10 protein-coding genes are annotated in these 14,806 nt (G+C 66.1%); 6 read left to right on the top strand and 4 right to left on the bottom strand.

The genetic code is table 11. The annotated features are described in order from the left end of the window. Window positions 1–15: 15 nt before the first annotated feature. Complete coding sequence (locus H5T74_11255) at window positions 16–459, top strand: DUF4878 domain-containing protein (GenBank protein ID MBC7230951.1); 444 nt, start codon at window positions 16–18, stop codon at window positions 457–459. A gap of 295 nt (window positions 460–754) precedes the next feature. Here H5T74_11255 and H5T74_11250 read toward each other — a convergent pair whose 3' ends face one another. Continuing rightward, window positions 755–2,194: a CoA-binding protein gene (locus H5T74_11250; protein ID MBC7230950.1), complete on the bottom strand. Its 1,440-nt coding sequence runs from the start codon at window positions 2,192–2,194 to the stop codon at window positions 755–757. Window positions 2,195–2,325: 131 nt separating this feature from the next. Further along, the gene (locus tag H5T74_11245; GenBank protein MBC7230949.1) at window positions 2,326–2,805 is read right to left on the bottom strand and encodes an FMN-binding protein; all 480 of its coding nucleotides are present in this window, start codon (window positions 2,803–2,805) and stop codon (window positions 2,326–2,328) included. 379 nt (window positions 2,806–3,184) lie between these two features. On the opposite strand from H5T74_11245, the gene H5T74_11240 reads away from it, so the two are divergent. Next, on the top strand, window positions 3,185–3,688 hold the full coding sequence (locus H5T74_11240; GenBank protein ID MBC7230948.1) for a flavodoxin: 504 nt from the start codon (window positions 3,185–3,187) through the stop codon (window positions 3,686–3,688). 194 nt (window positions 3,689–3,882) lie between these two features. On the opposite strand, the gene H5T74_11235 is transcribed toward H5T74_11240, so the two are convergent. Together H5T74_11235 and H5T74_11230 are read right to left on the bottom strand one after the other, a co-directional pair. Then, the gene (locus H5T74_11235) at window positions 3,883–6,633 is read right to left on the bottom strand and encodes a DUF362 domain-containing protein (protein ID MBC7230947.1); all 2,751 of its coding nucleotides are present in this window, start codon (window positions 6,631–6,633) and stop codon (window positions 3,883–3,885) included. A 617-nt stretch (window positions 6,634–7,250) separates the two neighbouring features. Then, window positions 7,251–10,106 carry a metallophosphoesterase gene (locus H5T74_11230; protein ID MBC7230946.1) on the bottom strand — a complete coding sequence of 952 codons (2,856 nt, stop codon included), beginning with the start codon at window positions 10,104–10,106 and terminating at the stop codon, window positions 7,251–7,253. 477 nt (window positions 10,107–10,583) lie between these two features. On the opposite strand from H5T74_11230, the gene H5T74_11225 reads away from it, so the two are divergent. From H5T74_11225 to H5T74_11210, 4 genes are all read left to right on the top strand, one after another. Then, on the top strand, window positions 10,584–11,624 hold the full coding sequence (locus H5T74_11225; protein ID MBC7230945.1) for an alpha/beta fold hydrolase: 1,041 nt from the start codon (window positions 10,584–10,586) through the stop codon (window positions 11,622–11,624). 549 nt (window positions 11,625–12,173) lie between these two features. Then, on the top strand, window positions 12,174–12,317 hold the full coding sequence (locus H5T74_11220) for a redoxin domain-containing protein (GenBank protein ID MBC7230944.1): 144 nt from the start codon (window positions 12,174–12,176) through the stop codon (window positions 12,315–12,317). A gap of 18 nt (window positions 12,318–12,335) precedes the next feature. Beyond that, the gene (locus tag H5T74_11215) at window positions 12,336–12,671 is read left to right on the top strand and encodes a redoxin domain-containing protein (protein MBC7230943.1); all 336 of its coding nucleotides are present in this window, start codon (window positions 12,336–12,338) and stop codon (window positions 12,669–12,671) included. A gap of 140 nt (window positions 12,672–12,811) precedes the next feature. Beyond that, window positions 12,812–14,710: a hypothetical protein gene (locus H5T74_11210; GenBank protein ID MBC7230942.1), complete on the top strand. Its 1,899-nt coding sequence runs from the start codon at window positions 12,812–12,814 to the stop codon at window positions 14,708–14,710. Window positions 14,711–14,806 lie beyond the last annotated feature (96 nt).

Here is a 14,806-nt window from a genome sequence, read left to right as displayed (position 1 = left end):
AAGGGAGGAAGATCGATGAGAAGGAGCTTGATCCTGTTGATGTCCCTGTGTCTCTGCGCGGCCGTCCTCGCGGTGGTCGGGTGCGGGGGAGGGGGCGACAAGTCGGCCTCGCCCGAACAGGTGGTGGAGAAGTTCGTAAAGGCGGCCCTCGCCGGCGACGCCGATACCGCATATTCCCTCATCACGGAGGGCAGCAAGGGCGAGGTGGAGAACAAAGAAGACCTCGTGGAAGGGGTCAGCGAGGGGGTGTCCGAGCACTCCGTCGGCAAGTCCAGCATATCCGGAGACACCGCCAGGGTGCAGACCAGCCTTACCCTCAAGGACCTCGATTTCAAGATGGAATTCGAGATGGTCCTGGTAAAGGAGGGCGGCGCCTGGAAGATCGACCTGAAGCAGACGCAAACGGAGATGGAGAAGGCCGTCGAGGAATACATGAAGCAGTTCGAGACCTCGGAGTGACGCACCAGGCGTTTCTTTTATCCGGCAAGCCCGCGGCCCGGCCGCGGGCTTTGGCGATCTTATGCTCTGTGCGCCCGGGTATGCGTGGAGCATGCCGGGAAGAGCGGGGTTCTCCCGTCTCTACCAGACGGCGGCCATCCCCGAATACCGTGAGGAGTCATGACTCGACATCACGGCGGGCACCGGCTGTCTCCTTGCCGGCGGTCCCGTCCTTCCTGGCGCTCTCGGCGATCCTGAGGCGGCGGCCGGTCATCGGTTGATGCGGGACGGCCGCTGCCGGGTCCCGCTCCCGTGCTCATCTATCTTCACGGGCGCGCGCGGTGCCGTGATCCAGCAGGGAGCGCAGGGCGCGGGCGCAGCGGGAGGCGGAGGGATATACCGGCACCCCGTGTTCCACCAGGGTGCGTATGGAAGCGCTCTGAGTCCCCAAGAAAGACATCACCACCAGGGGCTTCCCGTGGGCCATCGGCACCTCCGCCAGCTCCGCCAGGAAGGCGCGGTATCCCTCGTCCCAGGCGTCCTCCACAGCCTGGAGGTCGGGAAAGCGCTTTTTCAGGTTGACCATGAAATCCGGCGCGCCGAAGATGCCGTAGATGACCGCCGCGTCCACCTCGCCCGACTCGAAGACCATCTCCAGGAGCTGCTTGAAGATGAAGATGTTGGTCTCGAAGGTGAGGTCGACGGGATTGCCGGTATAGGTGAGGGGCCCGGTCACGGCGTCGAGGCGCGCCCGCAACGCGGGGGAGAACGCCGGCACCCTCATCCCCGCCTTTTCCAGGTGGTAGGCGAGGGAGGAACCGGGCCCGCCGGAATTGGTGATCACCGCCACCCTCTCCCCCGCCGCCGCCGGCTGCATGGAGAGCGCCCACAGGAGGTCCAGCATCTGGTCTATGTCCTCGGCGCGCATCACCCCCGCCTGGCGGAAGAGCCCGTCGTACAGCTCGTCGGGTCCCGAGACGGCCCCGGTGTGGGAGAGGGAGGAGCGCGAGCCCGCCTCCGTCCCGCCCACATAGATGGCCACTACCGGCTTCATGTCCGCCAGCGCGCGGGCGGCGGCGATGAACTCGCGGGGTCGACGCACGGTTTCCACGTAGAGCCCCACCGCACTGATGTCCTCCTCTTCCCTAAAATATTCCAGGCAGTCCACCAGGTCCAGGTCCGCCTCGTTGCCCACGCTGATGGTCTGACCCATCCTTATGCCCTGGGAGCGCAGGTAGGGGTTGATCATGGCGGTATAGGCCCCGGACTGGGAGGCGAAGGCGATGCTGCCCCCCATGGGCGGGTTGACGATGGTGGTGGTGTTGAGGGAACATGCGCTGTTCATGATCCCTACGCAGTTGGGACCGAGGAAGCGCATGCCGTACCTGGCGGCGATCTCCCTGATCTCCTGCTCCCGCCGCTTTCCCTCCTCGCCCGGGACCTCCTTGAAGCCGCCGGAGATGATGATGGCGCGCCGCACCCCTGCCCTGCCGCATTCTTCCAGCGCCTCCGGCACCACCTCCGTGGGCAGCACCAGCTGCACGAGGTCCACGGGCTTTCCCACCTCCGCGATGCTGCGGTAGGCCGGTACGCCCATCACCTCCGCCTCGCTGCGGTGGATGGGATAGACCTCGCCCCCGTACCCGGTCTCCAAGATGTTGGCGAGCTGTATGGAGCCCATCTTCATGGGGTTGTTGGAGGCACCGTAGATGGCGATGGATGAGGGGTTCATCAACTGCTTCAAGGGATGCATCATAGAGACCTCCGTTCCCTGCGACCTCCGGCGTTCTGGAGGAGATGCCGCCTTTCCTCCCTTACCCGCCTTGACCTGCGACTATGATCCAACGCTTTCCCCTGCCTGAAAGATACCGGCAGGTGCTCTGCCGGTCAGTCTCCCGCCGCGGACAGCGCGCTCTCCACCGCCTTCAAAGACACCTTCTTGCTCACCGAGGCGCCGCTCTCCAGGTCCACGTCCAGCGACTGGGCGGAGACCACCCGCTCGAAGATGCCTTCGATGTCCTCCCGGGTCTCCTCCGCCATCCTCCCGGCGTCGATGAGGGCGATGGCCTTGACGCGACCGCCCTCCACCTCCACCTCCACCGCCGCCTTGACGTGAAAGAAGCTGTATGACCCCGTGTAGACGCCGTCCGGCAACCCCGAGGGGTCGATGTCCCCCACCGTGAGCTCCCGTGCCGCCGCTAGGAAACGCCAGGCGTAGATCCCGCTTATCAGCCCCGCCACGACCACCAGCACCGCCAGCGCCAGCGACATCCACAGCACAGCCCGCCTCCGGCCTCCCGTGCCTGGGTTCCGCGGCGGGCCCTCCCGCCTTCCCTCGCTCTCCATGCCGCCGTCGCTCTCCTCCATGCGCTCGCCTCTCCCTCCGTTCGATCGTCCGCGGGCCAGCTCTATTATATCCTCCATATCTTCCGGCCATGTCACGCGCGGTCCAATGCGGGATCCTCAACCGTGAGGATATGCTCACTGCCGCGGCCTGCCTCCTCCGGACCAGCCGGCGCATCCCCGAAGGCCATGCCGCGCGATCCGTACATGCCGCCGGATCTCTCGCGGTCGCGAACCTTCGTCTCCCCTTCTTCGGCGGCTTCCCGATCCGGCGAAGGCGAGCGGCATCGGATCTCCCGCCCGCCCGGCCGCCTTCCCGTCCGAGACATCTGCGCCCGCCCTTCCCCCGCGCGATAACGTGATAGAATCTACCCGCAAGGCAGGTCGAGCAGGAGGTGAGAAGATGAAGGTGCTGGTGGCCTATTTCAGCCAGACGGGCAAGACCAGAAAGGTCGCGGAGGCCATCTACGAGAGCATCGAGGGGGAAAAGGAGCTCAAGGAATTGGGCGAGGTGGAGAGCCTGGAGGGATACGACCTCTCCTTCATCGGCTTCCCCATCATCGCCTTCGGTCCCGCCAAGGAGGGCAGGGAGTTCCTGGAGCAAAAGGCCGCGGGAAAGAAAGTGGCCCTCTTCGTCACCCACGCCGCCCCCGAGGACCAGGAGGGCATCGAGGCCTGGCTGGAGAAGTGCCGCGAGGCCGCCGCCTTGTCCGATCTGGTGGGCTTCTTCGACTGTCAGGGAGAGCTCTCCCAGGCCATAGCGGACGCGCTGCTCAAGAGCGACGACCCCAGGATGAGGTCCTTCGGGGAGCGCCGGGGAGAGACCGTCGGACAGCCGGACGAGACCAGGCTGCAGCGCGCCCGCGACTTCGCCCGCGAGGTCATGGCAAAGGTCGCGGGCCGGTAAGCGCCGACTCCCCGACCTCCTCTGCCGTCCGGCGGGGAGGAGTTGCCGCTCTCGCCATGTGCGCGGTCTGCGGCACCGGGATTTAAGCTGTGAACGGAACGCTGCATCCCGCATCAGCGCTTGGTAGGATATTCCATGGATATGGTGATGCGAGATGCGCGACCCGCCTCCTCACTCCCGGCGGCTCACGCCCATCAGGGGTACTGGCCGGGCGAGCAGGTGCCGCCGCCGCGCTGCGACCAGTAGGTGGCGCGTTCGCAACATATGGGCTCGTCCGCCAACACGCGCATGGAGAGGGAGCCCTGATAGAGGTCCGCCACCCGTACGGTGGAGCGGCCGCGGGCGGCCACCTCCACCTTCCCTATCTCCCTTTCCCCGCTCTCCGTCATGGCATACACGGTGGCGACGGCGTCTACGGCACCCGGGTTATAGAGCAGCAGCCAGGTATCGAAGCCGTAGGCGGTGCATCCTTCGGCGAGGAACACCTCACGCGCGGGCGCCGGGTTCCCCTGGCACTCGTGTCCCGCCCTGCCCCCCGAAACCTCCCAGTACACAGACCGCGAAGCCACCACCGGCACCTGTGATCTCACCGTCATGGAGAGGTCGCGTCCGGGCAGCAGCTCGTTGAGGTGCAGGGTCCCGCGGGCGCGCGGCGCCACCTCTATGACCAGCGGCTCGAGCCCGCCCCCGGGGGCGTCCACCCTCACCTCGACCTCGGCCTTTTCCGCCCCCGGGTTCATGAGAAGCAGCCAGGTGTGGAAACCGGAATGGGTGGCTCCCTCCGCGAGATACCATTCTTTACCAGGAGCCGTAACCCCCATGGAGCAGGTCCCGGAGCGGCGCCCCGGCCCATACATGGATATCTCGGCCACCACCGGCTCATCCGCGCTGATCACGGTGGAGACGTTGTCCGCCCCCACCCAGTCGTTTACCTTCACGTTCATGCGCGTGTAGGGGGGCACCGTCACCGCGCCCCGTCTCTCCCCCGTCTTCTCGCCCAGGAAGCGCAGCTCGGCCACGCTTTCCTTTGCGCCGGGGTTGAGCAGCGTCACCCAGGTCTCGAATCCGTGGTCGGTGCAGCCCTCGGCCAGGTGCCATTCAAGCGACCCCTCCGACACGCCCGCCGCGCTATGTCCCTCCCGGCGGCCGTTCCAGTACATAGCCCTCTCTACGAACACGGGCAGGTCGGAGCCCACCCGCACGCCGGAGCTCTTGGCCCAGATGGTGGCGGAGGCGTTCAGAGTGAGGCGGGAATGCGCGGGCACGGTCACGGGCGCGGCGTTGCGGCATCCCTCCTCGGTGTAGTAAGACACCCTTACCTCCGCATCCCGGTCGTGGGGGTTGGCCACCAGCACCCAGGTCTCGAAACCGTAATCGGTGCAGCCTTCCGCCAGGAAGGACTCGCAGGGCATGGGCGGAGGGACGTCGGGCGCCGAGCCTTTATAAACGTTCATCTCGCCCTCGTCCATGGTCGCCTGCTTTCCGCCCGCCGCCAGCACGTCCCGGCTCGATGCCAGCATCTGGTGGAACTGGTTGTCGCCGTCGGGATCGTGGCGGGGGTTGCCGGATATGGGCATGAGCACGTATTTCCCGCAGTAATAGTCCAGCGCCACGGGGTCCCGGCTCGCCAGCAGGCGGTCCACCCTCACCGCGCGGTCGTAGGGCGCGTTGGGACCTCCCGCCGGGCAGACCCATATGGCGTCGCAGATGTTCAGGTCCGGGTAGCGCGCCACCAGCATGAGTTTGGCCAGGATGCCCTCGCTCACCATGGGGCCGTGGGGAGGATTCTGGGTGCCCTGGTAGAGGTCCTGAACCCCCATGAAATGCTTGAGGGCGTTGGTGACCCCGGGCCCTCCGTGGTCCTTGAGCACCGGGAGGTTTATGAACTTGACCTTTCCGTTGTCGTAGCCCGTTCCCGTCCACTCTCCGTAGCGCAGGGAGATGCGCGTGCCGTAAACGGTGGTGAACTTGGGGTAGCCGAGCTGGATCTCCGGAACGTACACGTAACCGTCACGCATGTCGCCGGAGGCGAACTCCCCCACCGCCAGGGTCTGGATGGCCGTCCAGTCGTAGACGGATACGCGGTGATCGGCGGCGAACATCATGGCCACGTCGTTGAAGGACTGGCCCCTGTCCTCGGCGTTGCAGGCGTCGGGGTTGCGGTTATCGGGCCGGTTGTCCATATAGGAATCCCACTGCCCGTTCTCCACGATCACCACTTCCCCCCTGAACCCGTCCGGGTGGTGCACGATGGCGTTCACCAGGCCCTTGACCACGTCGGTATTGGTCCCGCCGCGGTAGCGCCATTCTCCGTTCACCTTGATGAGCACGATGTCGTCGCTTCCGATGATCCCCTGGGGGCCGGAGGCCGCGTGCGCGCTCGCGCTGCGGAAGAGATCCAGGCCGTTGCGGGCCATGACGTCGATGAGCGTGTCCACCCCGCGCTCGGAGTTGGCGGGAATGCCCTCCGCCACGTAGATGGCCGAGGCGCGGGGGGAATCGGAGCGCAGCTCGGGCAGGTCGAGCCCGACGGCGGCGGCCTTCATGGCGACGGTGAGGCGCGGACCGCCCGGGCTCCCGAGGAGCGAGGCCGCCAGAAGCCCGGCCAGCAGGAACAGCGAGGCCGCCTCCAGGACGCGAAGGCAGCGCATCCGGGTATCGGGATCCCCTTCCGCGCTCGCGGCGCTTTCGGCATGCAGGGCGCGGCCGAGGCGCGCCGCCAGGGGCACCACCCCTCCCCCGAAGAGCAAGGAGGTGTTGGTCAGTGCCGCTTGCTGGCAGGGATAGGCCAGCCGCGAAGGCTTGCGCCCTGAGCGCAACAGCAGCCACACGAGGGACACCACGCCGAGGATGAAGACGTTGCCGAACAGTACCCGCCGGGCCCGTCCCCGCAGCCGCAGGAAGCGCGGAATGCGATGCTCTCTAGCCGGTCTTCTCGCCTCCATCTCCCGCCCCCTGCCGATCCATGAGATCCTTGACCCGACTACCGACATGCCGGCGCGGTCATCGGGAACCGCGCCAACCTCCCGGAGCACGCATACGGAACGCCGGTCGACCCCGTCCCTCGCGCGGCCGCATAAGGCCCTCGTTTGGTCCCTCTGCTCCCATCGCAAGACATGTTCAAACAGATTATCGACATAAAATCCCTTTCCAAAAAGGCCATCGATCATTGACAAGCGAGGTTTTCCGTCCACAGGCGGCGAACGCAGGAAAACCCCGCCGGATCATGCCGCTCCGCCGGAACGCAGTAACTACGTACCTCCCGTCTCCCGTCCACCGACCTTCCGTGGAACCGGATACCTTTCGGAGCCCCCGGCGCATCGCAAGGTCTCTTTCCGCGAAGACAGGCATGGGGACCCTGGGACTACGCCGGTTTATGAAAGGCTGGCGATCAGGGATTTGGGCGCGAAGCGCCGGCCACGAGAGCGGCACTCATTTCTTTGCGGAAGCAAAAAGACATCCGTGAAACGCCGGGGTTCTCCTAAACCCGGCGACAGGAGATGCCCCTCCGCATGGCTTTATGCCGCCCGCTGTGAGGCAGAAGAAAAGCCTCTCGAGACCCTCAATCCCCGGGAACGTATTTGATGGTAAGTTTTACCAGGACAACGTTTCCGGGCATGGCGGCGTCGCGGAACTGCACGAACACCTGCCGCCTGCCCGCTCCCCCCTCCGCCAACACCCAGGGCATGTTTATCTGCTGACCGTCCCGGCAGGGGATCCACCGCGCCCCCGCGAAGTCCCTGCTGTTGGAGACGCGGAAGTCCATGAGGCCGGCCCCGTCGTCGTGGGCGCGCAGGCTCAGCGTAACCTCCAGGTCGGGAGTGGCGGCGGCCCCGCCGTCGATGCGCGCCTCGTCCACCACCGGCTTCACCCTGTCGGTCCCCGCCACGTGAACGCGCACCGGCACCACGGTGCCGCCGGGGACATCCGCCTTCACCACCACCATGCGCAGGCCGGCGTCGGTGTCGTACTGCTCCATGATCCTGCCGTTCTGCACCGCGTAGTACCTGCCTCCGGCCAGCCTCTTCATGGGGAACTCGATGCGACAGCCGAAGAGGTCCAGCACCGCACCCGGCTGATCCAGGGCGTTCACCACCTTGCAGGTGAGGTCGTTATACGGACCGGTGGCGTCCAGGGGCAGAGGCCTGCTGAAGGTCCCCGCCCCGTCGGTGATGTGCGGGCGCCGGTATGCGGGCGATGAAGAGTCGTCCTGCTCCATCCACTGCAGCACCGGGCGGTTGGTGCGGTAGATGGTATAGTCATTCACCGCTCCCGCCCCCACCTGCAGGCCCGACCAGCCGGGTATGGACCACCTGCCCTGGGGGTCGCCGGAGGCCCCGGGAAAGCCCCAGTCCTTAAGCTCGCCGCCGCTGCAGGCGATGAGGCGGTAACCCGCGTAATCCTCGGAGGTCTTGCCCAGCAGCACGGACTTACCGTCCACGGGGGGCTCGGCCCCGCAGGTGTTGATGGAGACCAGCTGTCCGGGCGACCCCCCGTAGGGAGCCCAGTCGATCCGGTTTATGGCGTCGTTATGGGTATGGCCGGAGGCCACGAAGTCCACCTCGTGCCTGCGCAGCAGGTACATGAGGGCCTGCGAGCCCTCGCCCTGGCCCGCCGGCATGGGCAGCAGCCCGAACTGCTCGGCATGGTCGAAGGCCTCGGGGGGAGACCCTGCGGGACGCAGGGGGTCGTGGTGGATGAAGGCGCCCTTTAGCTCCTTCCCCTCCGCGTCGGCCCGTGCCAGCTCCGCCTCCACCCAGGCCAGCTGGCCCGTGAAGCCGTCGCCCCCGGGGTCGGGCCCCCACGGCCACGGCTGCCAAGCCCAGGTATCCCCGCCGCCGCGCAGCTGGCCGTGCCATTTATGGGGGAAGATGACCTTGACGGGCAGGAATATTTTGGTCAGATCCACCAGGAAGCCGTTGCGGTCGCGGTAATCCCAGGCCATCTCCGGAAAGAGCCCGGTGGCGATGCCCCATATGATGGGATTTACCCCCTGGGGGTTGAAGGGGTCCGGACCGTCCAGGTCGGCCTTGTCCCAGTCCATGCTGTTGAGGGCCAGGAAGGCGGCATCGCCGTACTCCCAGGAATAGTAGAGCGGCCCGAAGAGGTCCTGCCATATCTCCTGGCCGTCGTCATGCGCCAGGGCGTGTCCGTCCCAGCAGTAGCTGTCGTGATTGCCGGGGACGCAGAACACGGGCACGTTGAGGGCCAGGAGCTCGTCGTACCACCAGGTGTATTCGAAGCGATACTCGCTTCCCGGGTCCCCGTTGACGCTTCCCCATATCCAGGTGTCCTTGGGATAGGTGTTGAAGTTCTTCTGGGCGTAGACGCAGTCTCCCGTGAAGACCACGAAATCCGGATCGATGAGGTTGATGGCCTGCAGCTCCTCCTGGAGGTAGATGGCCCCCTCGTTGGTCTTCCCGTCGCCGTCCAGGTCCATGGGGAAGCCGGGATAGCCCACGAAGGAGAGGTCCAGACGGGCTGGGGTGCCGGGGCGGGGCTCCCGCAGCTCGAAGGAGTTGTAGTCGAGATTGAGGCCGTTCTTTATCTCCGGACCGTAGACGTGGGTGTCGGTGATGTGCACGATCCTCAGCTCTTCACCGAAATCCTCGATCACCTGCAGGGCGTGGGGCTGCATGTCCTCCACGCGGAAGGAGGGGTCGGCTCCGGCAGCCGTGCAGCGCACGTGCAGGTCGTAGAGGTCCAGGGGCACGTCGGGTGGGATCTCCACCGTTATATGGTCCACCTCGAAGCCGGCCTGCCCGAAGATCTCCGGCCAGCGGCGGCTGGGCCCCCTGGTAATCTCCTTCACGGACAGCGAGCGGGTGTTCACCACGCGGTGGACGGGATTGGCGTAGGTGCCGTAGGAAGGCCCGTTGTAGCGGTACCAAGAGGCCGGGGGGTCCTCCGCCGTTCCTGGCTCGCCGCTGCGGTAGTTCTGCACGTTGGCGGCCACCGAGGTGGTGACCCACACCTCCCAACCGGCGGGGTCCTCCACCTGCGCGAGGTCGGGACGAGGGGCTCCCGCCACGCTCTTGCGCCAGTCCCACTCGATGGTCATCTCCGACCCCCTGGCCGCTATGGCGGGGAAGCCGAGGGTGGGGTAGATGAGCTGGTTGATGCGCTTGGCTACCTCGGGTAGTGAGCCCATGGGGTTGAACCCCTGGGCCTGCCCCTGCGCCTGCGAGGGCGCGGGAGCCCACAACGCCGGGCCGCCCAATGCCAGGGCCAGGGAAAGAATAGCCGCGGCCAGAGCTCTCCACACGGGGGACGCCGGGTCGGCGCCCGGCCGTTTCCCGTTGAGGTTACCGTGCAGGCGTCCCGTGCCTTCCTTCCCGCTGTCTCCCGGCCGGCCCGTTCTCACCGCGCGCCTGTACCCCGGGCTCGCTCCTCCCGGGTTCTTCGTACCGCTTTCCATGCCATGCTCGCGCGGCATAGAGCCATTCCCAGACGGCGTGGCTGTCGTAGAGCCGGCGAGAATCACGGAATCTGCGGAACGGACATCATCGTCGGCGGGGCCGGAACCCGCCCTCCCCCCAGGACGCATCCCCCATCCCTCCTTTGTCTCAAGGCAACATCCCTTAAGGCCAAGTATAAACCCTCTTATTTCGGCGACAAAGCCCCGGGGGTTCCTTTCTCCCAGGCCTTACGGGCACTCCCGCGACAACCCGCCGGGATGATGGTAGAATCCATACGCGGTAAGCGCATCCTGTACGCCCGCGAAGCGGCAAGCCGGTGGTGTTTGAGCGCTCACGCCGCGCGCGAGGGAGGGAGGCATCCGTCAACTCACGGCACAGAGGCGCTCACGCCGCGCGAGAGGAAGGGTGTTTGCCGACTTTTTAGCCGCACTGTCCGCTGACGCGCTCACGCCGCGCGAGAGGAAGGAGGGTTTGAGATGGCGGAAAAGGATATCCCCGCGACCCTGGATGAAGTGATGCGCCGGCTGGATGGGATTCCATTCCGACCCCGGCCCCTGGGGGGGCGGGCCAGCACCGCGGCAGGCTTCGCCGCCGACGCCCTCCCCATGCTCCTGGACACCCGTCGCGCCACCGCCTGCAGACTGTACCCCTATCCCCGCTCCTTCCGCTCCGTGACCTTCCCCTCCCTCGACGGCACACCGCTGGCAGGAAGGATGGCCCTTCACGCCGACGGGAGACCCCGGCCGGGGCTGGTCTTCTGCCACGGTCTCTTCGGGAGCAAGAACCACAACTACATCCGCAGCGTGGCGGTTAAGGCACACCGGGACTGGGGATACAACGTCCTGGCCCTGGACACTCGCGGCTTCGGGGAGAGCCGCTACCTCAGCGAGGCCATGGTCACCGGCGGCTGGAAGGAGGGCGAGGACGTGGTGGCCGCGGCACGCTATCTTGGGAGTTTCTCCCAGGTGACCTCGGTGGGCGTCTCCGGCTACAGCATGGGCGCGGCGGCGGCCATGATCGCCGCCGGCATGGACGGCGGCGAACACATCACCGGCGGGGTGCTGGCCTGGAACGGCACCTCCGACACCCGCGGCATGATCGCCTTCATCTCCAGGGCACCCAAACCCTGGGAGCCCTTCTTCGTCGCCTACCCGCTCTTCAAGGCCTGCCTGGTTCTCAAGCTCTCGGGCTGGAGGGGCTACGAGAACATCAGGGATTTCACCTCCATGTTATCCGCCGCCTGTGAATATTACCGCCTGGACGAGGAAGAGGCTTACCGCAAGGCCTCGCCGGGAAGCTACGTGGCCGGCATCCGCATCCCCACCGTGCACATCCACGCCCAGGACGACCCCATCGTCCCGGTACGCGAGGCGGAGATGAACCGGGAGGCCGCGGGAGACAATCCCTGTTTCCGGGTATGGATACTCCCGCGCGGCGGCCACTGCGCCTTCATGGCGGTGGACAACGCCTGGTACGAAGGGGTGCTGCGGGAGTTCTTCGGCGCCTGGGGGTCGTAGCTTCGTTCTTCGACCTGCATTCTCCCGCACGCCGATTCTCCCGCACGCGAAGAGGGAGCCTCGTTTAACCCTCCGCGCGGCGAGGATCATGCGGACACCTACTTCCCGCCGTCGTGCTTCATGCATATCCGCCATGCGGCGGGGAATAATGAGAGCGGGCTCTGGGGTCGCAGCTTCGTTCTTCGACCTGCATTCTCCCGCACGCCGATTCTCCCGCACGCGAAGAGGGAGCCTCGTTTAACCCTCCGCGCGGCGAGGATCATGCGGACACCTACTTCCCGCCGTCGTGCTTCATGCATATCCGCCATGCGGCGGGGAATAATGAGAGCGGGCTCTGGGGTCGCAGCTTCGTTCTTCGACCTGCATTCTCCCGCACGCCGATTCTCCCGCACGCGAAGAGGGAGCCTCGTTTAACCCTCCGCGCGGCGAGGATCATGCGGACACCTACTTCCCGCCGTCGTGCTTCATGCATATCCGCCATGCGGCGGGGAATAATAGGAGCGTGTTACGCGAAGGCAGTCCTGAGAGCCTGTTTTCGGGAGGTGCTCCATGTCGAGGGAGAGCAAGATCCTCAAGGTGGGGGACAGAGCCCCGGACTTCACGCTTCCGGACGCCGCCACGGGCGAGGAGGTCACCCTGTCCGGCCTGCTCGACCGGCCCCTGATGATCTACTTCGGACGGGGTACCTGGTGACCGCACTGCCGGGAGTATATGGGCCATATACAAGACATATATCCTGAGATCGAGAGGCGCGGCGCCGGGGCGGTGGTGATCCTCGCCGAGAAGCTGGAGCGCATCGGCGCCTACCTCGCCCGCCGCTCCTACCCCTTCCCCGTGCTCTCCGACGCGGGGCGCAGGGTGGTGAAGGAATACGGCGTCTACGTGCGGGTGAACTTCGAGTCCGTGCACATAGCGCGCCCCGCCAATTTCGTCCTCGACCGCGAGGGGATCATCAGGTACATCTTCATCTCCAGCATCCAGACCGAGTACCCTCCCGACGGGGACATCCTCTCCGCCCTCGAGGACGCCGCGGGGGAACCCCTTTGACGCCGCAGCGTACGGGGGTTATATTCATGCCATACATTGCCGGGGGAAGCGTCTGGCCGTGAGCTCTTCCTCGCCGCAGTACGGCACGTGCGGCCGGAAGCTTCCAGTGCAACGGGGGAAAGCCGTATGCAAAAGGGGGGATGACGATGTTTTCGCGCCGCAGGACTTTCGCCTGTACCCTGGTGACCGCCGCATGCCTGGCCTCACTCCTCGTGCTCATCCCGCTCGCGGGATGCTACCGCCCGGGCGGGCCGGTGCCCGAGGGAGCGCACCCCGGGATGCCGCGGGCCTGGACGCAGGAGGAGGTGGACGCCGTGGTGACGGTGGAGGAGCGTGTCATAAGCGCCCCCCTGCCCGCGGAGTGGGGCGCTCCCGCGGCCTGTGATGAGATACGCTTCCTCCGCTTCCGCCCCGCCGACGGCTCGACCCTCGACCCGGAGGACCCCGCGCGCGTGAACCCCGAGACCACCGACGCCATGCTGGTGATGCTGCCGGGCATCCTGGAGGGGGCCAACGGCTTCGAGTACCTCGGTCGCCAGATGGTCTATATGGCCAGGGAGCAGGACGGCCTCGACCTGGAGATATGGGCGGTGGAGCGCCGCCCCAACCGCCTCGAGGACCTCTCGGTGGCCAACTACCTCGAGGCCGAGCTGGACGCCGGCAACCTCGGCGCCATGGAAGCAGCCCGCATGGCCATCGACTATTATTATCTGGGCAAGGAGGTGAACGGCCGCACCTTCCAGGGATGGCTCAAGGACCCCGACGTCCCCTTCCTGGCCGAGTTCGGGCTGGCGCTGGCCACCGAGGACGTCTTCAAGGTCATCGAGACCATGGTGCCCGACCCCGCGGTGAGGAAGCAGAAGGTCTTCGTGGGCGGCCATTCCCTGGGGGGCATCATGACCTCCATGTTCGCGGGCTGGGACCGCGACGGCGACCCCTCCACCCTGGAGGACGCCGGCTTCAACAACTGCGCTGGCCTCTTCGGCTTCGACACCACCGTGACCCCGGTGAGCGCCATGCTGGACCCCATCCTGAGCCAACTTCCCCGGGGCATACAGGACCTGATCGGCGATATCTCCGCGGATAACTACGCCACGCTGGTCAGAGCGCTGCGGGAGGATCCTGACTCCAACCGTATCCTGCCTTTCCCGATGATCGATGCCGAGGCCATGAGCCTGCTGGAAGCTGTTGCCATGCTTGCATACTACGACCCGGAATCCGAGTGCACGGTGATGCGGGAGGTGCCCTTCTCGGACTCCGCCCACATCCTGCTGCGCTTCCTGCATTCGCGTGATTTCCAGACCTTCATGGACGGGGTGCCCCAGATCACCGACTTCCGCTACACCAACGAGGCCATGTTGGGGATCGTCTTCGACGACGACTTCGCTCCCCTGGGGATGATCCAGAACAGCATGGGGTTTTTGGAGGGGGGCACGGTGGTGAAGAAGTCCTTCCCCCAGAGCGACCTCCTCATGAGCATTCCCCTGCTCTCCGACCTGGTGGGCTCCATGCTCGGGAAGGGTCCTTACTTCATCGCCAACGACGCCGGTCCCTCCCCCTTTAAGCTGGGCAGGGGACCCCTCTACCGCTGGGTCAACTTCGACGAGACGGGAGACGCGACCGACCCGCTCTACCAGGACGGGGAAGGTACGGTCACCTATACCTCCGTGGAGAACGAGGTGAGCGACATCCATGACGTGGCGCGGGTCATCTTCAAGGGACCTCTCAACCTCACCGAGTGGTACTTCTCCACCCGGTTGATGGCGGATATCGTGGCCGCCCTCTTCCCCTTCGGGAGAGACTACGGCATCGACTTCCTGCACGGCGAGATGATCGAGGAGCTGCCCAGGATAGAGTTCATCGCCGAGGAGGGGGTGCTGAGCGGCGGCACCTTCATGTTCCTGCCCATCCCCGGCGAGCGCGAGCTCATCAAGGGCTACAACCACATGGACGTCCTCACCGCCTGTGCCAGCGCGCCGCAGCGCAGGGAAAACGAGGTCATCCGCCCCCTGATCGATTTCGTGAAGGAGAACCTCTAGAATAGCGGAGAGAACAGCAGGAGGAGGCGGGAGGGCCCCGGCACGAGCCGTCGGTCGCCCGCGGCCGGGGCCTCGCGACATCGCCGCCCAAGAGAC

It is taken from the genome of Actinomycetota bacterium (genome assembly GCA_014360645.1).
Taxonomy (GTDB): Bacteria; Actinomycetota; Geothermincolia; order Geothermincolales; family RBG-13-55-18; genus Solincola_B.
The sequence above is the reverse complement of the archived record's forward strand: the minus strand, read 5'-3'. Positions and strand labels throughout refer to the sequence as shown.